The organism is Streptomyces sp. NPDC050388, assembly GCF_040655635.1.
Lineage (GTDB): Bacteria > Actinomycetota > Actinomycetes > Streptomycetales > Streptomycetaceae > Streptomyces.
Map to the genome: position 1 here is coordinate 12,567 of NZ_JBFAKH010000082.1, position 17,947 is coordinate 30,513.

17 protein-coding genes and 6 pseudogenes are annotated in these 17,947 nt (G+C 68.1%); 10 read left to right on the forward strand and 13 right to left on the reverse strand.

Going from position 1 to position 17,947, the window contains the following annotated elements:
• Window positions 1-4 precede the first annotated feature (4 nt).
• Window positions 5-298: pseudogene (locus tag AB0I73_RS32835) on the forward strand (IS3 family transposase); the annotation flags it as partial.
• A 73-nt stretch (window positions 299-371) separates the two neighbouring features.
• Here AB0I73_RS32835 and AB0I73_RS32840 read toward each other — a convergent pair.
• The 3 genes and pseudogenes from AB0I73_RS32840 to AB0I73_RS32850 form a co-directional block, all read right to left on the reverse strand.
• Window positions 372-546, reverse strand: a pseudogene (locus AB0I73_RS32840) (IS6 family transposase); the annotation flags it as partial.
• A 73-nt stretch (window positions 547-619) separates the two neighbouring features.
• The gene (locus tag AB0I73_RS32845) at window positions 620-1,339 is read right to left on the reverse strand and encodes a bacteriocin fulvocin C-related protein (protein ID WP_363043578.1); all 720 of its coding nucleotides are present in this window, start codon (window positions 1,337-1,339) and stop codon (window positions 620-622) included.
• 512 nt (window positions 1,340-1,851) lie between these two features.
• Window positions 1,852-2,361: pseudogene (locus tag AB0I73_RS32850) on the reverse strand (transposase family protein); the annotation flags it as partial.
• A gap of 78 nt (window positions 2,362-2,439) precedes the next feature.
• Between AB0I73_RS32850 and AB0I73_RS32855 the strand changes: the two are divergent.
• Window positions 2,440-3,156 carry an IS6 family transposase gene (locus AB0I73_RS32855; protein WP_363043580.1) on the forward strand — a complete coding sequence of 239 codons (717 nt, stop codon included), beginning with the start codon at window positions 2,440-2,442 and terminating at the stop codon, window positions 3,154-3,156.
• A 60-nt stretch (window positions 3,157-3,216) separates the two neighbouring features.
• Here the strand turns inward: AB0I73_RS32855 and AB0I73_RS32860 are convergent, their stop codons facing one another.
• On the reverse strand, window positions 3,217-4,650 hold the full coding sequence (locus AB0I73_RS32860) for an MFS transporter (protein ID WP_363043548.1): 1,434 nt from the start codon (window positions 4,648-4,650) through the stop codon (window positions 3,217-3,219).
• Between the two features lie 241 nt (window positions 4,651-4,891).
• Entirely contained in the window at window positions 4,892-6,073 is a 1,182-nt protein-coding gene (locus AB0I73_RS32865; protein ID WP_363043550.1) for a thiolase family protein, read from the reverse strand.
• A gap of 434 nt (window positions 6,074-6,507) precedes the next feature.
• Here AB0I73_RS32865 and AB0I73_RS32870 point away from each other — a divergent pair, with 434 nt between their 5' ends.
• From AB0I73_RS32870 to AB0I73_RS32895, 6 genes and pseudogenes are all read left to right on the forward strand, one after another.
• The gene (locus AB0I73_RS32870) at window positions 6,508-6,987 is read left to right on the forward strand and encodes a helix-turn-helix domain-containing protein (protein ID WP_363043552.1); all 480 of its coding nucleotides are present in this window, start codon (window positions 6,508-6,510) and stop codon (window positions 6,985-6,987) included.
• Window positions 6,988-7,077: 90 nt separating this feature from the next.
• A pseudogene (locus AB0I73_RS32875) lies at window positions 7,078-7,932 on the forward strand (IS5 family transposase).
• On the forward strand, window positions 7,929-8,327 hold the full coding sequence (locus AB0I73_RS32880) for a hypothetical protein (RefSeq protein ID WP_363043554.1): 399 nt from the start codon (window positions 7,929-7,931) through the stop codon (window positions 8,325-8,327). Before AB0I73_RS32875 ends, AB0I73_RS32880 begins: the two are co-directional and overlap by 4 nt.
• A gap of 141 nt (window positions 8,328-8,468) precedes the next feature.
• A complete protein-coding gene (locus AB0I73_RS32885; RefSeq protein WP_363043556.1) occupies window positions 8,469-9,302 on the forward strand; it encodes a thioesterase family protein in 834 nt (277 codons plus the stop codon).
• A gap of 275 nt (window positions 9,303-9,577) precedes the next feature.
• A complete protein-coding gene (locus tag AB0I73_RS32890) occupies window positions 9,578-10,303 on the forward strand; it encodes an SDR family oxidoreductase (RefSeq protein ID WP_363043558.1) in 726 nt (241 codons plus the stop codon).
• 277 nt (window positions 10,304-10,580) lie between these two features.
• The gene (locus AB0I73_RS32895; protein WP_363043560.1) at window positions 10,581-10,805 is read left to right on the forward strand and encodes a hypothetical protein; all 225 of its coding nucleotides are present in this window, start codon (window positions 10,581-10,583) and stop codon (window positions 10,803-10,805) included.
• 10 nt (window positions 10,806-10,815) lie between these two features.
• On the opposite strand, the gene AB0I73_RS32900 is transcribed toward AB0I73_RS32895, so the two are convergent.
• The 5 genes from AB0I73_RS32900 to AB0I73_RS32920 form a co-directional block, all read right to left on the reverse strand.
• A complete protein-coding gene (locus tag AB0I73_RS32900; RefSeq protein ID WP_363043562.1) occupies window positions 10,816-11,712 on the reverse strand; it encodes a hypothetical protein in 897 nt (298 codons plus the stop codon).
• Window positions 11,713-11,968: 256 nt separating this feature from the next.
• A complete protein-coding gene (locus tag AB0I73_RS32905) occupies window positions 11,969-12,688 on the reverse strand; it encodes an IS6 family transposase (RefSeq protein WP_363043564.1) in 720 nt (239 codons plus the stop codon).
• Window positions 12,689-12,811: 123 nt separating this feature from the next.
• Window positions 12,812-13,606: an oxidoreductase gene (locus AB0I73_RS32910; RefSeq protein WP_363043566.1), complete on the reverse strand. Its 795-nt coding sequence runs from the start codon at window positions 13,604-13,606 to the stop codon at window positions 12,812-12,814.
• A gap of 251 nt (window positions 13,607-13,857) precedes the next feature.
• Window positions 13,858-13,989, reverse strand: coding sequence for a hypothetical protein (locus tag AB0I73_RS32915; protein ID WP_363043568.1), 132 nt, complete (start codon window positions 13,987-13,989; stop codon window positions 13,858-13,860).
• A 91-nt stretch (window positions 13,990-14,080) separates the two neighbouring features.
• Window positions 14,081-14,251 (reverse strand): hypothetical protein, encoded by a 171-nt coding sequence (locus AB0I73_RS32920; protein WP_363043570.1) that lies wholly within the window; start codon window positions 14,249-14,251, stop codon window positions 14,081-14,083.
• 65 nt (window positions 14,252-14,316) lie between these two features.
• Between AB0I73_RS32920 and AB0I73_RS32925 the strand changes: the two are divergent.
• A pseudogene (locus AB0I73_RS32925) lies at window positions 14,317-15,075 on the forward strand (IS6 family transposase).
• 227 nt (window positions 15,076-15,302) lie between these two features.
• Here the strand turns inward: AB0I73_RS32925 and AB0I73_RS32930 are convergent.
• The gene (locus AB0I73_RS32930) at window positions 15,303-16,667 is read right to left on the reverse strand and encodes an FAD-dependent oxidoreductase (protein ID WP_363043572.1); all 1,365 of its coding nucleotides are present in this window, start codon (window positions 16,665-16,667) and stop codon (window positions 15,303-15,305) included.
• Between the two features lie 200 nt (window positions 16,668-16,867).
• Here AB0I73_RS32930 and AB0I73_RS32935 point away from each other — a divergent pair.
• Window positions 16,868-17,008 (forward strand): annotated as a pseudogene (locus AB0I73_RS32935) (DUF6214 family protein); the annotation flags it as partial.
• A gap of 29 nt (window positions 17,009-17,037) precedes the next feature.
• Here AB0I73_RS32935 and AB0I73_RS32940 read toward each other — a convergent pair.
• Together AB0I73_RS32940 and AB0I73_RS32945 are read right to left on the reverse strand one after the other, a co-directional pair.
• On the reverse strand, window positions 17,038-17,334 hold the full coding sequence (locus tag AB0I73_RS32940) for a hypothetical protein (protein ID WP_363043574.1): 297 nt from the start codon (window positions 17,332-17,334) through the stop codon (window positions 17,038-17,040).
• A 4-nt stretch (window positions 17,335-17,338) separates the two neighbouring features.
• Window positions 17,339-17,827, reverse strand: a complete 489-nt coding sequence (locus tag AB0I73_RS32945) for a transposase domain-containing protein (protein WP_363043576.1) — start codon at window positions 17,825-17,827, stop codon at window positions 17,339-17,341.
• Window positions 17,828-17,947 lie beyond the last annotated feature (120 nt).

Below are 17,947 nucleotides of genomic sequence, written 5' to 3' on the forward strand. Positions count from 1 at the left end.
ATCCGCCCAGTTCCGTTCACGGAAGTTCGTCTCCGTTCTCGCACGTCATGGCCTGGTCGGCTCGATGGGCAGGGTCGGTGCCGCCGGCGACAACGCGGCCATGGAGAGCTTCTTCGCGCTGTTGCAGAAGAACGTTCTCGACCGCCGCACCTGGCGCACCCGACACGAGCTGCGGATCGCGATCGTGACCTGGATCGAACGCACCTACCATCGCCGCAGGCGCCAGATTCGTCTGGGCCGATTGACCTCCGTCGAGTACGAGATCATCATGGCCCCTCACGCAGCACTCGCTGCATAAACCGCGACTGTCACCCGATCACGCAGCAGTCCCCACCGTCAGGCACTCACACACTCAACGACGTGACAGCGCCCCGCACCGTCTCATGCGAGACGATCACGCCACGGGCGAGCATCAGCTCCCCGGCCTCGCGGAAGCTGAGCGGGAAGCGGAAGTACCGCCACACGCAATGCGAGATGATCTCCCACCGGGTACCGGTGCCCCTGGTACGACGGCGACGCGCTGTCCACGGACAACCCCTCCCGCATGATCAACCAGAAGATCATCCCACCCGCTCAGCCAACGTGACAGCGCCCCCGGTGAACCTACGCGGTCACAGCACTAGGCACAGAGGCCGTTACACGGGTAAACACCTGCGGTCCCGCAGCCTCCAGGGGTTGGGTAGGTAAAACAAGCGAGGTTGCTGCAATCGCCAAACCAGCACCAGTCGCTGCTTTGGCTGCAATCGCAGTATGCCGCGCTTGAAGTCGTACTTTCCTCGGTCCCTAGAGTCGCGATGAGAGCACGCGCCTCGAGCTTTCCGAATGCCTCGATGGCAGCATCTTTGAGTTCCCTAAGTTGCTGCTCGTGCGCTGCCGATAGGCTGTCGCGGAACAACGACTCGTCGTGGAATACCTCCAGTGCAGAGTCGATTACGCGATGCTGTTGGCGTGTCAGATCGAGATGGGTCTCTCGATAGCGGCGCACATGTTCAACCCATAGCTGTGACCTCACAGGAGGAGTGGAGGCTTGAAGGATGGCCCGACGGTAAGCCATGGGGTGGCTGACCACATCAGCGTAGGTCTGCGGAAGTCGAGACCTGTTCGCGTTGACCCACGCTAATGCGGATCTCTGGCTGTCCGCCGCAAGGGCAGGGGTTTTCCCTGCGAGCACCAGAGCTGTTGCTACTGACATCCCCGCGCCAAACCGCCAGAAAGCCCTTCTCCCCATCTGTGGACGCTCGTCCGACAGGTTGGAGGCGCCCTCTTTCAGGGAGCCCAGCGCGTTCACCACGCGCAGCGCTGACCGCGGCCCCAGTCGACGCATGAGCGGGTAGGCCATGGTTGGCCCTGTCCAGGTGCGTACGTCGCCCCCGGTGATGCGCAGCAGTGTCGGCGCCCACTTCGGATTTGGTCCCAGGGAGCTTTCGCGCCACTGCCGGACCTTCTCGTCGTTCAGCGGCAACACCTCGAGTCGATCGCCGGAAGCCTCTGCAACTAAGTTTGAGATTTTCCTGCATGATCCGCACGAGGCATCGAATGCCAGTATCCACCGATCGCTTATTCGATCTGTCACTGCACCCCCACTCACGAACCGACATGGACGCCTTATATTACGTCTTCCCTTCGCCCTCCAGCAGTTGCGAACCAGCCATCGGAAGCACACGCATGGTGTGCGGTCGGCTCGCCTTCAAGGCGACTTGAGGATGAATCTTCCGTGTGCGCATTCATGATCGAATATCTGCACTGAAGCGGTGCGATCTCTCGCTTTCATGTCAGTGCGCAACCTGCACATCTCTCAGCAGATGACAGCGGACAAGCCCGGTTCTCTCACTTCCACAACAGTGAGCTTCTTCAGCGTTGCCGCTCCAGGGTGAGGACGGCTTTGGCGATTGACGTCATGCGGTTGGGGCTGCACCGGGACCTGCGGAAGATCCGCCAGGACTTCAGGCGGGCGACGCCGCGTTCGACCGGTGCCCGGGCCTGGGCCAGGGCCAGGGCCCGGTTGACGGTCTTCTCGGTGGGGGTGAGTTCCTGCAAAGGCTTGCGTTTGATGCCCGTGGTCAGCCAGGGGCCGCCGCCCTGGTAGGCGAGATCGGCCAGGAGGGGGACACCCTGGCGCTCGCAGATGCGGATGATCCGGTGGGTGCGGGCGGAGGTCAGGTCGTGCGCTCGGCCCGGCAGCGCGGGTGAGAGCCACAGCAGCCGGCCGTCCGGGTCGGTGACCACCTGCACGTTCACCCCGTGCCGGCGGTGCTTGTGGGAGTAATCCGCGCGTGAGTCGCCGACCCGGTCGCACTCGGCAAGGGTGCCGTCCAGCAGGACGAAGTCGGGGTCGGTCTCGCGCAGGACCTTCAGCAGACCCTGCGCGGGTGTTGTCAGGTTGAGCGGAGCCCTTCTCCGGTGGCATGATCATCTGTCTGGTTGGGGTCGCTGGAGGGGCTGCTCGTGGACGCGCCGTCGTACCAGGGTTTCCGCTTCCCGCCGGAGGTCATCGCGCACTGCGTGTGGCTGTATCACCGCTTCGCCCTGAGCCTGCGCGACGTCGAGGAGCTGATGCTGGAGCGCGGCATCGAGGTCTCCTACGAGACGATCCACCAGTGGACGCGCCGGTTCGGCCTCGCCTACGCCAACGCGCTGCGCCGGTGCCGCCCGAAGCCGGGCGACACATGGCATCTCGACGAGGTCTTCGTCAAGATCCAGGGTCGGCAGCGGTACCTGTGGCGCGCGGTCGACGCCGACGGCAAAGTGCTCGACATCCTCGTCCAGAGCAAGCGGGACACGGCCGCGGCCAGGTGCTTCTTCCGGAAGCTGATGAAGAAGACCCGGTCGGTGCCGCGGGTGGTCACCGACCAGCTTCGCTCCTGCGGCGCTGCCCACCGCGAGGTGATGCCCTCGGTCGAGCACCGCTCCCACAAGGGGCTGAACAACCGGGCCGAGAACAGCCACCAGCCCACCCGGCAGCGCGAGCGCGCCATGAAAGGCTTCCGCTCGATGGGTGCCACGCAGCGGTTCCTGGCCGCGTTCAGCGGCATCTCACCCCACTTCCGGCCCCGCCGCCACCTCCTGACCGCACCCGAACACCGCACCGAGATGATCACCCGCTTCGCCACCTGGGACAAGATCACCGGAACCACAGGCCGACCCGCCGCAACCTGAATCACCGTCACCATCACGGCCGGCCCCGTCCCGAAACCGTGCGCATCCCCAAGTACTCACTCAACCTGACAACGCCCGGTCGAGGCTTGCGATGCCGGAAGGGCGGCGGGAGGCTCGGTGCTGGGCCACGGTGAACAGTCCCAGGGCCAGCAGCGCGCCGGTCAGGAGCACGACTGCGCCGATGGCGACAGCGTGGGTGACTGCGTCGGTGAAAGCGACACCGATGGCAGCTTGCGGAGACATACGGGGAGCGGTGGCGAGCCGATCCTCGAAACGGGTCGTCATGAGCGTGCCGAGGATGCTGGTGCCGAGGACCGCGCCGACTTGGCGGACTGCGTTGACGGTGCCGGCCGCCATCCCCTCCTTACCGGCTGGCACGTGCCCGGTCGCGAGGACCGTGGACGGGGCGTTCGCGAGACCACAGCCGAGCCCGAACACCACGAGCGCGGGGGCGTAGTCGGTGAAGGTGTCGGCCGGGCTGACGTCGGCAAAGAGTGCGGCGCCGGCCGCGGCGAGCAGCAGCCCGCCGATGACCAACGGACGCGGACCGAGCCGACGCACGAGAATTCCGGCGAGTATCGACCCAGCGATGAAGGTCCCGAACTCGGCGAGCAACTCGACGCCAACTTGCAGCGCGGTCAGCCCGCCGACGCGCTGCATCCACAACACCTGGAGCAGGGAAACACCGACGAAGCCGAACAGCACGGTTGCGGCCAGCAGTAGCGAAGCGCTGTACGTGGGGTCGCGCATGAGCCTCAGGTCGAGCATCGGCTCGCGGTGGCGCAGCTCGACCAGGACGAACAACCCGAGGGCGACCAGCGCGGCCAACGCGGTGATGAGCGAGCGGCCCCCGCCGAAGCCGTTGTTGCCGCCCTCGATCAAGGAGTAGATCAGCGCGCCCATTCCTACGGCACCAAGCGACAGGCCTGACGGGTCGAGGCGATGGCCGGGTGCGCGTGACTCCGCGACGAACGCGAGTGCCACGACCCCGGCCAGCGCGGCAACGAATGGATTGAACCAGAACGCGGCATGCCAGGACCAGGACCGAAGGGCCAGGCCGGCGATGATCGGTCCGATCGCCAACCCGAGTCCGGAGGCGGCGGCCCATGCCGAGATGGCGCCTGCACGGCGCTTCGGGTCGGCAAACTGGTGAGTGATCAGGGCCAGCGAGCTCGGCGTGATCAGCGCGCCGCCGAGCCCGGCGACTGCCTGTCCGACCAGCACGGTCGAAAGGCTGTCGGCGACTACCAGGACAAGTCCACCGCCGGCCATCGCGACAACGCCGGCCAGGAAAACTCGCCGTCGGCCGTGCCTGTCGGCCAGTGCTCCCGCGCCCAACACGAAGGTGGCCACGACGAGGGTGTAAATGCTCGGAATCCACACCAGGTCGGCGGTGGCGATGCGCAGGTCGTCTTGTACGGCACTCAGCGTGCCGATTGTCTGGGTGGTTTGGACGAACACCGTGAACAGTCCGAGGCAGGCCGCAACGAGCACCGCAGCACCCTGCGAGCGAACGGGGGTGGCCGGTTGATCATCTAGTCGCATAAGCTGCTCCTGACGGGTGCGCCGTGGCACGGCGAGTGGGGGTGATCGGCGGATACCTCGTGTCCGGCTTCGACGCCGTCGAGTGTCTGGGTCGCTATGTCCGCTGGTCGGGCAGAGGCGCGACCGAGATCGCGATTGGCTCCGGTCACCAGTGCCGAGCAGCCACGGACGCCCCCGCATGGGGACGGGTTCACAGTGCCTCCAGCACGGTTGCGTTGGCCATGCCCCCCGCCTCGCACATGGTTTGCAGCGCGTAGCGTGCGCCCCGCTGACGCATGGCGTTGACCAGTGTGGCCATCAAGCGAGTGCCGCTGGCACCGAGCGGGTGTCCGAGGGCGATGGCTCCGCCGTTGACGTTAACCCTGGCCGGGTCGGCACCGGTCTCCTGCAACCACGCCAGCACTACGCTGGCGAACGCCTCGTTGACCTCGAACAGGTCGATGTCCTCGAGTCGCAATCCGGACCTGCGCAAGACTTTTTCGGTGGCGGGGATGACGCCGGTCAGCATCAGCAGCGGATCCGAGCCGCAGACCGCGAAGCTGTGCAGACGGGCTTTCGGCCGCAGCCCGAGCTTGTTGGCGATCTCGCTCGATGTGATCAACACCGCCGAGGCGCCATCGTTGAGGGGGCTACTGTTTCCGGCGGTCACCGACCACTGGATCTGCGGGAACCGGTCGGCCATGGCGCGGTCCTCGAAGGCCGGTCGCAAATCGGCGAGTATCTCGAGGCTTGTACCGGGCCGGATGGATTCGTCAATGGTGACGTTACGGCCGTCGACAGCTACTGGCACGATCTCGTCCGTGAACAACCCTTCCGCCCTGGCCGTGGCGGCCCGCAGGTGCGAGGTGACGGCGAACGAGTCCAGGAGTTCGCGAGGCAGTGACCACTTCGCGGCGATAAGTTCCGCGCTGATGCCCTGCGGCAGCAGGCCGTCGGGATAACGGGAGGCGATGCCGGGACCGAGCGGATCGGTTCCCGGCGACACGTTGGACCACATCGGCACGCGGCTCATCGACTCGACGCCGCACGCGATGGCCAGGTCGTAGGCACCGGCCAGCACGCCCTGGGCGACAAAATGCACCGCCTGCTGGCTGCTGCCGCACTGCCGATCCACCGTGGTGGCGGGCACGCTTTCCGGCAGTCCTGCCGACAGCATCGCCCATCGGGTGGTGTTCTGCGCCTGCTCCCCGACCTGGTCGACACAGCCGCCGATCACGTCGTCGATGAGGGCCGGGTCGACGCCCGCCCGCTCGACCAGTGCCTTGATCACGCCACCGAGCAACTCGACGGGATGCACAGGGTGCAGTGCGCCGCCCGGCTTGCCCTTGCCGATCGGTGTCCGCACCGCCTCGACGATCACAGCATCACGCATACCGCCTCCAAAGTGAGTTGGAAATTCCTACCCACTGTTTCGCACGGTGGGTTGGAAATCAAGACCGACTTCTCGTGACGATCGTGGCAACCGCAGGCCTGCGTCCGGGCCGGCCGCCCTGACCGGGCACTTCCTCGACCCTTCACCCGGGCTGCTGATCGCGCTGGCCGGGCGGGCGATTATGCAGGGGTTCCCGGCCGATGCGGAAGCGCTTGACTCAGGAGCGCGACTTCGCCCAGGCGTGGTACTCGATGCCGCGGGACTGTGCCGGCAGCGGCGTCCGGAGATCAGCGGGGGAGCCCTCCGGGATGCTTCACCTGGTCTTCACGGCCTGGCGCGGGCGGCCTCGCTCCCGGGGGTCTCCGAGGTGGGTTTGAAATCAGGATTTGCTTGGTCGAGAGAGTTGGGGAAGCAAACCGCCGTACCCTGGCTCCATGAAGGCCAAGAAGCATCCACGTCCGTGTTCGATCGCCGACGCACTCGCCGTCCTCGGTGAGAAGTATTCGCTGCTCGTGCTCCGTGAGGCTTTCCTTGGCGTGTGGCGCTTCGATGCCATCGCCCGCAACACCGGCGCACCGCGGGACATCCTGGCGGCTCGCCTGCGCCACCTCGTGGACGGGGGGGTGCTGGAGAAGGTGCGGTACAACGAGCGGCCAGAACGCTTTGAGTACCGCCCCACCGCAGCTGGTTGGGAACTTGAGCCGGTCCTGCACATCCTCATGAGCTGGGGCGACCGGCACCTCGCCGACCGCCCCCCGATGGTCATGGAACACTCGTGCGGGGCCGCCTTGGAGCCTGTCGTCATCTGTGGGGCCTGCGGAAAGGACGCAAGTCGGAAGAATCTCACGCCACACGTCACGGCCCACGGGTGGACGACCGCCGGCTCCGTGCCCGACGCTGTCAGTGGACGTTAAGTCCGATCTTCCCTGGTTCGTGATCACTCGATCGTGGTACTGATGGCCGCGCGGGCCATGTGGTGAGCATGTCCATGTTGAGATGCGGGCATGGAGAGAAAGCCGTACCCCAGCGACTTATCGGACGTGCAGTGGGCGTTGATCCAGCCGATGATCACGGCCTGGAAGCAGGGCCGGGTGGCGCGGTCGGCGACCGGTGATCCCGGGTCCTGTGACCTGCGGGAGGTCGTGAACGCGATCTTCTACCAGAACCGGACGGGCTGCCAGTGGCGCTACCTGCCCCATGACCTACCGGCCTGGTCAGCGGTGTTCTACTACTTCACGCTGTGGCGCCAGGACGGCCTCGACCAGCGGATCCAGGAACTCCTGCGCTGCCAGGTGCGGGAGAGAGCCCGCCGATGAGAGGACCCGTCCCTCGTGATCATCGACACCCAGTCCGTCCGCGCGGCCGCCGGTGTCCCGAAGACCACGACGGGACTGGACGCCAACAAGAAGGTGCCGGGCCGCAAGCGGGGCCTGGCCGTGGATGTGATGGGGCTGATCATCGGGGTGGTCGTGCTGGCCGCATCCGCGCACGACAACACCGCCGGCACCGCCCTGCTCGACCAGGCCGCCGAGCGGTGCGGGATGCGCCTGGAGAAAGCCCTGGTGGACCAGGGCTTCAAGGACGAAGTCATCATCCACGGCGCCCTGCTGGACATCGGCGTCGAGGTCGTCCGCCGCAACCCGGCCGACCAGGGCAAAGGCTTCGTCCCGCAGCCGAAGCGGTGGGTGGTGGAACAGACGAACGGCACGCTGATGCTGCACCGGCGCCTCGCCCGTGAGTACGACCACCGGCCCGATACCTCCGCCTCACGCGTTTACTGGGCCTCCACCGCGAACATGACCCGCCGCCTCACCGCACCGAGTCCGGCCTGGCGTGACTTTCTCGGCCTGGCCGCGTGAACGTCACCGAACTCCTCGCCGGCCTCCAGACCCAGCACGACGAGGCCACCGCCCGAGCCGGGGAACTACGCAGCCAGATCGAACATCTCACTGCCGCCCTGGCCGAGACCGAGGCCCGACTCGCGGAGCTGGCCACCGCCCGAAAGGTCATCTCGGAGGCCGCACCGGCAGGAACCAAACCGGACCCGCCCGAGACGAGCACCGCCTACCAGGCCATCGTGAACGTCTTCAACCAGCACCTTGGCCGGGCATTCAGGGCCCGTGAGCTGCACGAACTCCTCGGCATGCCCACCGACGAAGCAACCGTCAACATCACCCGCAGCCGCCTCGGACGCCTCACCCGCCAAGGCTTTCTCACCCAACCCGGACGAGGCCGCTACCAGAAACGGACTTAACGTCCACTGAGTCCACCGCTTCCGCGGCAGGCCCGCCCCGTCGGGGCACCGGGTGGGCGCGGTACAGGAGTTGTATCCGCCGGCTCCGCACGCAGCCAGGAGGGTTGTCTTTTCCAACTCGCTGGCTTTAGGTTGATCCCCATGCAAACGCATAGCGGTGCTATCTCCCTGCTCGCCCAGGTCCAGGCGTCCCGTGTGAGTCCAGGCCGATGGGCCGCCCGAATCCCCCGGGACTGGTGGGCGTGGGCAGGGCCACATGGCGGACTGTTGGCCGCAGTGGGTCTGAACGCCACCCTCGACGTGGTCTCCGAACAGGCCGGCGCACTGGTGCCGCGCGCCGTCTCCGTACGGTTCCACGGCCGTTGCGGTGACGGTCCCTTGGATATCCGGGCGAAGGCCGAGCAAGTCAGCGCCTCCTCGACGATCGTGGCCACCGAAGTCCGTCAGGACGGGGAGGTCGTGGTGAGCAGCGCGACCACGCTGACCGCCCCGAGGCCGGGGTTGTCCCTGCAGAACGCGCAGGGCCCGGTTGCCGCTCCGCCCGAGGACTGCCAGGTGTTCCAGTTGCCCGCTGACCTGGTTCCCTTCGGGCGGCAGGTGGAGATCCGCCCGGCTGGTGGCGCCCTCCCGTTGACGGGCTCGGACCTGGCCGAGATGCGAGCATGGCTGCGGCTGCGGACCGCGCTCCCGGTGGATCCGACGGTCGCGGTGGTGCTCGCCGACGCCCTGGCTCCCGGCATCTTTCCCCGGCTGATCGCCCCGGTGGCCGTGCCAACCGTCGAGCTCACCGTGCACTTCCACGGAAACCTGCGGTCAGCGCCGGTCGACGACTGGGTGCTCGCCGTGCAGCGCAATGTGAGCTGCGACGACGGCTGGTGCGTGGACGAGACGGAGCTGTGGTCGCGTGGTGGCAAACTGCTCGCCCAGGCCCGGCAGCTCCGGCGCCTTCTGGGGGCCCCAGCCCTGGCCGCCTGACGTCCGGGGCGGCACCTCGACGGGCACGGGGGTGCCGCGACCCTGCCGAGATCTCGGCGGGAGTGACGGCTGCAGCACGGCTGCCGGCCACTCCGCGATCTCCTCCCATTCGCGCATCACGAAAAATCGTGAACCCCGTCCACGTGCCAGAGCTTCATCCAAACTCACCGAGTCATCCGCCTGACCGTCTCGCTGCACATGTCCGTCAGCCGTACAACGATCATCGGGAATTCTGTGAGTTTCTCCTGACTCGCAGGAAGAGAAGAGGGGTTCACATGCGCCGGGCACTCATCACGAACGTCACCCAGTACGCGGGGCCCGGAACCGTGCCGGTGCTGCTCCGCAACGGTTACCAGGTCCTTTGTCATGACCCGTCCTTCAGGGCGCGTGGGGTCCGCGAGCGGTACGCCACGGCTCATCCCGGTGTTGTTTGCCTCGACGCGAGCGAGCCCGAGGAGATTCACGCGGAGGCCGACGCACTGGGTGGCACCGTTGACGTCGTCATCTCCAACGACGTCCATCCGATCAGTCGTACCGCGATCGAGGACATATCCCCCAACGAACTGCGAGCGACGTTCGAGGCAGTGCTCATCGTCCCGTTTCGCCTCGCCCAGCTCTTCCTGCCCGAAATGAAGGAACGTCGCAGCGGTTCGTTCGTTTTCGTGACCTCTGCCCGCCCCCGACGCCCAGAGCCCGGCTTTGCCACACCCACGACGATCCGCGCCGGTGCAACCGCCTTCGCCATGGCGCTGGCGAAGGAGACGGCCCATTACGGGATTCAAGTGAATGTGGTCGCTCCGAACTACCTCTACAGCGAGATGTACTACCCACGAGCCACATACGTCGACGACCCGGCCGGCAGAGAAGCCATCGCTGAAACCGTTCCCGCAGGCAGGCTCGGCGAGCCGGAGGAAATCGGCGAGTTGATCGAGTTCCTGGCCTCCGGCCGGTCCGCTTTCACCACCGGCCAGGTGATCGACTTCACCGGGGGTTGGTCGTAGGCCGACACCGCCGACGGTGGGCTCCTGCCTCACCGTGCGTCCGAACGTACCAACGGCCTCGCCTCGTTCCGCCCTCTGTTGCGCCTGGCTGACAAACGGCAGGCCCGGGTCGGACACTGAGGACCGGCGTCTGATGCGAGAAGCTGCGGGCGGGTGTGCTGCCTGGCTCGGGGACGGGGGCAGGCGAAGTGACGGGGGTGCGGGAATGCCGGCGGGGTCGGGGAACCGGGGGCTGTCGCGGGGTGCGCTGATCCGGCAGCGTGCGAAGGCGCGGTTCGTGGGCCGACGGGCGCAGTTGGCGCTGTTCACGGAGAACCTGGCGAAGGATCCGCAGTCCGAGGAGGATCCGGCGGAATTTTTGTTCCATGTGCGGGGTGTGGGTGGGGTGGGGAAGTCCACGCTGCTGCGGCAGTGGCAGGAGGCGGCCCGGCGGGCGGATGCGGTGACGGCGGTGGTGGACGAGAACGACGTCCACGGGGTGCAGCAGGCCCTGGCACGATGAGAGGCGGGCCTCAGCTCCAGCTCGGCGAGGGCCCATTCTGATCCCCGTACGGCACCGGCCGGCCCGTGAACGCGTCCAAAAGGACACGGTCGCCGATCGGCCGGTCCAGCTTCACCTGCACCTCCTTGACGCGCAGGCCGGAGGCGCAGGGACCGTCCTTCGTCCCGACGACGGATGCGGACAGCACCACGCTGCCGCCCGTCTCCAGCACGTCCACGGCGGGGCCGTCGTCGCAGGATCCGTGGGTGGCCGCCACGGTGACGGACTGACCGTCCCCGGCCGCCTCGACCAGCCGGTCGAGCGGCGCCAGCTCGTCGGTGGGCACCTCCCGGGCCGGCCCGATCGGCGGCTCGGGAAGTTGCGACGGGCTGAGGGCGACCCGCTTGAGCGGAGTGTCGTAGCCCTCCAGGGTGAACAGCCAGGCCGGGATGGTCGCCGGGCCGCGGCTGGTGGCCAGGTCCATCTCGCCCAGCTCCGCCCCGGTCACGGTGAGGTGCGGGCCGTCGGCGCTGTTGCGGGCCACGGTCTCGTACGCCTCCCGCGCTCCCATCAGCGGCAGCACGAGCGAGCCCCCGCTCTCCCACTTCACCTGCCCGTCCTTCTGCGCGGTGCTGGGAAGTTTGCCGCGCAGGACGAAGTTCCGGGCCGAGTAGGCCCGCTTGTCGGCCCCGTTGCGGAAGGCATTCTCGGGCAGCTGGGCCACCTCTCCCATCGGGTAGTAGCCCTTGCGCCACACCTCGGCGGCCTCGGAGCCGTCCCAGGCGTCGGCGACCTGGCGGGCGCGGGCCTCCGGCTCCGGCGCCGGGTCGGCGTCGCGGGGCTGCGTGCCGCGGCCGTCGGCCTTCTCGTTGCCGCAGCCGGCGACGGCACCGGCTCCGACGGTGAACAGGGCGAGTGCGACAAGCAAGGTGACAGTACGTGTGGCGTCCGTACGCATGGGTCCCCCGAGGACTGACAGTGACGGGTGGCGGCTGTGCGGAGAGGGTGAAGGCCGTACTGCCCCTGTGATGCCCCTGCCCCGGTCCGGGTTCCGCAGTGATGGCGGCGGCGTTCCGTTGTCCGGTGACGCTTGTTGTTGCCTCGTGACGGCACTGTCACATTGTGGAGCGTATGAGTGCCTGACGGGGTGTCGGGTGCGGTGGGGCCGGTTTCCGGCTCCGTGCTCAGGCCGCGGCGGGCAGGCCGGCGACGCCGGTGACCTGATCCCAGACGGCGAAGCGGATGGCCATCTCGGCCCGGTAGCCGGGGGCGGCCATCCGGTGCAGGCGTGGCCGGAAGTGCGGTGAGGTGCCGCGGAATGCGGCCAGGAACCGCTGAGCTCCACCCACGCTGCAGAAGCCCTTCTTGGCGCGTTCGCGCTGTCTCGTCGGCTGGTGGCTGTTCTCGGCCCGGTGGTTCAGGCCCTGGTGCGAGCGGTGCTCGACGGAAGGCATGACCTCGCGGTGGGCCGCGCCGCAGGAGCGCAGCTGGTCCGTGACGACCACTCGCGGCACCGCACCGGTCCTCTTCAGCAGGCGGCGGAAGAAGCGCCGGGCCGCGGCGGTGTCCCTTCGGCCCTGGAGAAGGAGGTCGAGCACGGTGCCGGCGGCGTCGACGGCCCGCCGCAGGTACGTCCGCTCACCGTTGTTCCTCACGAAGACCTCGTCCAAATGCCATGTGTCGCCCGGCCGCCCACGCCGGCGGCGCAGGCCGTTGGCGTAGCCCTGCCCGAACTTCGCACACCAGCGTCGGACCGTCTCGTGGGAGACGAGCACGCCGCGCCCGGGCAGCAGCTTCCCGGCCTCGCGGAAGCTGAGCGGGAAGCGGAAGTACCGCCCCACGCAGTGGGCGATGACCTCGACCGGGTACCGGTGCCCCTGGTACGACGGCGGCGCGGACGACACGAGCGAACCCCTCCCCGGCACGATCAACTCCAAGATCATCTCAGGCCGGTCGGCTAACGTGACAACGCCTCTTCGGCTCCTACCGCCGGTGCACGGCCCGGATGCGCGGGGAGGCGCAGGAGATTACAACGTCTTGACCTGGCCGCCATCGATGGTGAACTCGGCTCCTGTGATGTTGCCGGCAAGTGGCGAGGCGAGGAAGAGAGCCAGATCGGCGACTTCGTGGGCTTCGGTGACCCTCCCGGTGGAGATGCCCATGCTCTGTGGCACGACTACATCCATCGCTTCCTGCGCGGTGGTGCCGGTCTGGGCCGCCGTGGCATCGGCGAAGCCACCCGGAGCGGTCCAGAAGGGAGTGCGGACCGGTCCTGGGGCGATCGCGTTGACCCGGACGCCTCGCGGTGCGAATTCCTCGGACAGTGACTTGGTCAAGCTGGTCAGCCCGGCCTTGGCCGCGGAGTAGTCCACGACCGCGGGGAAGGGCAGGCGCGCGTTGATGGAGCTGATGTTGATGATGGAACCCCCGTCCGCGTCCAGCAGGTGAGGAAGCGCCGCGCGGCTGGTCCGGACCGCGCTGAACAGAGTCATGTCGAAAATCCGCTGCCACTCGGCGTCGTCGATATCCAGGAAGCTCGGACGGGGCGTCGCGGCACCCAAATTGTTGACCAGGACGTCGACCCTGCCGTACTGGTCCACCGCGGACCCGACGAATGCGTCCGGTCCATCTGCTGTGGACAGGTCGACCGGGACCGCGGTGACGCCATACTTCTCGTGGAGCCCCTCAAGCTCGGGAGTGATGCTCCGGCTGCCGGTGATCACGTGTGCGCCTTCACGCGCGAATGCACCGGCGACGGCGAGGCCGATGCCCTTGCTTGCTCCGGTGACGACGGCGACCTTGCCCTTGAGGTGGAGGTCCATGGCGGTCCTTTTCTGGGGTGGGCACCCCCTACCTCGAGGGTACGGGGTGGCCAGCGCCGCCAGCTCAGGCCGACTGGGCGTCGTATGCCGGCCTGCGCCGGGGCACGGCTTCGCCTGCCGGGTTGCTGTTCGTTGCCCAGCGCGAGTGGCGGGGTGGCGGCCCGGACCAGTGGAGGCGGTGACCTCGCAAACGCCCACCCCCACAATCAAGGCAGACGCTGCCGTTCGGACGCCGAGCTCAGGGCTGAGCATCAGGCGCTGCGCGGCCTCCGGGCTGCCTGCTTCGCAGCCTTCTTCTTCGGCATCGGCAACTCGTGCACCTCGACCTCGCCCGCGCCACGGGTGGCACGTGCTTTCTGCACCGAGGCGTTCAGCGCGGCCATCAGGTCCAGACCTGGCCCGGCTCGGCCTCCGGCTCCGTCACCTCCGGCGGCGCCGGCTCGGACGGGTCGCGGATCTCGTCGGGCCGGCACATCAGGTGCGGGGCGAGGATGTCGTCACGGACACGGAGGATGCCGAGGCGTTCGCGGCCGTGCACGCCCCTTCGGCGACCATCACCTGGGAGGAGCAGCCGAGCGTCTCTCGTAGCAGCTTGTACGGCTTGCCGATCTCCTCTTGGAAGATCTCGCGGTCTCCAGTTCGCACACCTTCCGCACCCGTATCCGGTCCATGTTTTCAGGGGCGTTGTCACGTTAGCCGACCGGCCTGAGATGATCTTGGAGTTGGTCGTGCCGGGGAGGGAGTCGCTGGTGTCGTCCGCGCCGCCGTCGTACCAGGGGCACCGGTACCCGGTGGAGATCATCGCTCACTGCGTGGGGCGGTACTTCCGCTTTCCGCTCAGCTTCCGCGAGGCCGGGAAGCTGATGCTCGAGCGCGGTGTCGCTGTGTCCCACGAGACGATCCGCCGATGGTGTCTGAAGTTCGGGCGGTCCTACGCCAACGCGCTGCGCCGCCGGCGTGCGCGGCCGGGCGATAAGTGGCACCTGGACGAGGTCTTCGTGAAGATCAACGGGATGCGGCACTACCTGTGGCGCGCGGTCGACTAGGACGGCAACGTGCTGGACATCCTCGTCCAGAACCGGCGCGACAAGGCCGCGGCCAGGCGCTTCTTCCGTCGGCTCCTCAAAGGAATCGGGGCCGTGCCGAGGGTGATCGTCACGGACAAGCTCCGTTCCTACGGGGCGGCCCACCACGAGGTGATGCCCTCGGTCGAGCACCGCTCACACCAGGGCCTGAACAACCGGGCCGAGAACAGCCATCAGCCCACCCGACAGCGCGAGCGCGCCATGAAGGGCTTCCGCAGCGTCGCCGGAGCCCAGCGGTTCCTGGCCGCGTTCAGCGGCATCTCACCTCATTTCCGACCCCGGCGGCACCGGATGACCGCCACCGAATACCGCACCGAGATGACCGCCCGCTTCGCCGTCTGGAACCAGATCACCGGCGTCGCCGGCCGGCCCGCCGCGGCCTGAGCCCGGAGCCGGACCCCGGCCCCACCACATCCGACACACCGTCAGACACTCACACACTCAACAACGTGACAGCGCCGCCGCGGGAGCTGACCGGGGAGGTACGCGCGCGTGTGGGCGGTACCTGAGACGGCGGCTTGTCGCTGTCCCGGACAATCGGGATGTTCCGCGGGGGCCGCGAGCCCTGGCCGTCGTTGGGGGCCGGCCAGGTGGCGGCGCCCGCCGAGCCGCTACGCTCCCGTCCTCCGCGCCGCATCGAGCAGCGAGGCCCAGTCGGGCAGCTTGACCACGTTCCGGCCCAGCGAGGCGCCGAGTTCCGCCTCGGCCCGTTCGATCGCCCGCCACCCGGCCCACTCGACCGGCTCGATCCCCTCGGTACGCAGCGCCACCAGCGGATCCCCGGGCACGTCCCGGCGGACCAGCGCGGCCGTGTCCGCCAGCAGGGAGGCCACCGTCTCCTTGGCGCACGGCCGGTTCGTACCGATGACACCCGTCGGGCCCCGCTTGATCCAGCCCGCCACGTACTCGCCCGGCGCCACGGCACCCTCCCGCAGCACCCGCCCGGCCAGATGTGGCACCGTGCCGCCCAAGGCATCGAACGGCAGAGCCTCCAGCGCCACTCCGCGGTACCCCACCGAACGCAGCACCAGTTGCGCCTCGATGTCCTCGTACGCTCCCGTGCCCGTCACGCCACCGCGCCCGTCCGGCACCGTCCGCTCGAAGCGCACCGCGCCCACGCGGCCGTCCCGGGCGAGCAGTTCGACCGGGCGGAGGAAGAAACGCAGCCGGATCCGCCGCCGGGCACTCGGTGCGGGAGTCTCGGCCCAGCCGCGCAGCACCTCCACGTTGCGGCGCTGCGGGGCGGGCAGCCCGGAGGGATCGGCGTAGGCCGGATCCTGCGCCAACTCGGCCCGGTCCACGGCGATCCCGGTGTCCGGCAGGGTGCCCAGCTCGCGCAGTTCCTTGGTGGTGAAGCGGGCCTGGGACGGACCGCGCCGGCCCACCATGGCGATGTCCGTCACCCGGCTCGCCCCAAGCGCGGTCAGGGCGGCGTGCGGCACATCGGTCGGGCTCAGCTCCGGCACCCCCCGGGCCAGCATTCGTGTGACGTCCACGGCGACGTTCCCCACGCCGATGACCACGGCCGACCCGACCCCGCGCAGGAACCCGTCGTCGGTGGGGGTGCCTCCCTGCCCGGGGGAGTCCGGGTGAGCGCTGTACCAGGACACGAACTCGGTCGCCGACCAGCTCCCCGGCAGGTCCTCACCGGGGATGCCCAGCCGCCGGTCGGTGGCGGCGCCCACGCAGTACACCACCGCGTGGTACAACTCCCGCAGCCGGGCGACCGACACTCCTGAGGGGCCGACCGCCACCCCGCCGAGGAAGCGCACCCGCTCGTGCTCCAGGACCGCGCGGAGGTTGTTCTGCAGCGACTTGATCTTCTCGTGGTCCGGTGCCACGCCGTAGCGGACCAGCCCGTACGGGCACGGCAGTCGGTCCAGGACGTCGACGCGCACCTGGGCGTCCTGCTGGACCAGACTCTGTGCGGTGTAGCACCCGCTCGGTCCGGAACCTACGACGGCGACACGCAGCACGGCGGAACTCCTCACCCCACGGACCGACAGGAGATCGCTGATGTCTCCAGCATCGCACCACCGGTGCTCCGCTGACAGGGTGCCGTCCGCCACGAGGGGTGCGTGTTCGCTCGCCTGGAAAGTGACCACACGCTTACGTTGCGTGTGTGCTTGAGGCATTCTTTCTTCATCTTTCCGATCGTTCTCCGGCGGACGGTGCGGTGTCCGTGTGGCCCGCGTGGGAGGTGCGGGAGGGCGAGCGCGTGACGCGCTGGTTGCATGTGCGGCTGGCCTTCGCCGACGGGGCGTCGGGCGAGGCACTCGCGACGGTGTCCGAGCAGTGCGTCTGTGTCGAGGACGTTGCCCTTGCCGGAATCCTCGTCCGGGCAGGTCAGGCGGCATGCTCGTACTCGTGGAGAAGGCCGCCGAGGCGATCGCGTCGTCGTACCTCGAGGCAGGCGATCTGGTCCGGATCGACGATCGGCGGGGGCAACGGGTTCAACGGGCGGGCGTTCGCGATGCCCTGATGGGGCCGGTGCACATGGTGGAAACGCTCGAATTCCCGCAGGGCGTGAAGCAGATGCCGCTGATCCCAGATCAAGATCCGGTCCAGCAGCTCGCGCCTACAGGTCTGCACCCAGCGTTTCATGACCGCATTCATCCGCGGCATCCGGACACCGCTGAGCACGACCTCAATCCCCGTAGTATCCGTCATGGCCCGGAGAGCGGAGCCAGGCTCGGTTGCGGTCGGTGTCCGGGACCCTGATCGAGCTGCAGCCGTCGAAGGAGACCGTGCGATACCCACCGAACCGCACCCCGGGCGTCCGCGGCTGAGCCAACGGCCCCAACAACACCTCACACAGCCCGCGCATGGGCGCGCTGCCGACCCTGCGCCGCAGGTCACGCAGGGCCTTCGCGGTCGGCTCGGCGACCGGCACGCCGACCAGCCCCGCCGTCAGCTTCTGCCACACCAGCCGATAGCTGATCTCCGGGAACAGGCACATCGCCAACAGGAAGTACACACCGACCCGCGAAGGCAGGTCTCGCAGCCGACGTTGCACTGTGCGGGTTTCTTCGAGAATCGCATCGACGAGTTCGAACGGCACGACCCGGGTCAGCTCACCAAGATGACCCGGAGCAAATTGCCCCGCGGCCACCGTGAACACGCGGGAGACGGACATCAGACCAGGCGGCAGGGCACAATGACTTAGAGGTCCTAACAGAGTGCTCGGACGCGCCGGTGCAGGATGAGGCAGACAGCCAACTGCAGGAAGGCGTCATGGATGTCGTCCCGGCGCTCC

Excerpts from the sequence above, each read along its gene's own strand:
- AB0I73_RS32945 (WP_363043576.1), bottom strand. The coding sequence starts at position 17,827 with ATGTCCGTCTCCCGCGTGTTCACGGTGGCCGCGGGGCAATTTGCTCCG.
- AB0I73_RS32865 (WP_363043550.1), bottom strand. The coding sequence starts at position 6,073 with ATGCGTGATGCTGTGATCGTCGAGGCGGTGCGGACACCGATCGGCAAG.
- AB0I73_RS32845 (WP_363043578.1), bottom strand. The coding sequence starts at position 1,339 with ATGGCCTACCCGCTCATGCGTCGACTGGGGCCGCGGTCAGCGCTGCGC.
- AB0I73_RS32915 (WP_363043568.1), bottom strand. The coding sequence starts at position 13,989 with ATGGCCGCGCTGAACGCCTCGGTGCAGAAAGCACGTGCCACCCGTGGC.
- AB0I73_RS32890 (WP_363043558.1), top strand. The coding sequence starts at position 9,578 with ATGCGCCGGGCACTCATCACGAACGTCACCCAGTACGCGGGGCCCGGA.
- AB0I73_RS32885 (WP_363043556.1), top strand. The coding sequence starts at position 8,469 with ATGCAAACGCATAGCGGTGCTATCTCCCTGCTCGCCCAGGTCCAGGCG.
- AB0I73_RS32910 (WP_363043566.1), bottom strand. The coding sequence starts at position 13,606 with ATGGACCTCCACCTCAAGGGCAAGGTCGCCGTCGTCACCGGAGCAAGC.
- AB0I73_RS32870 (WP_363043552.1), top strand. The coding sequence starts at position 6,508 with ATGAAGGCCAAGAAGCATCCACGTCCGTGTTCGATCGCCGACGCACTC.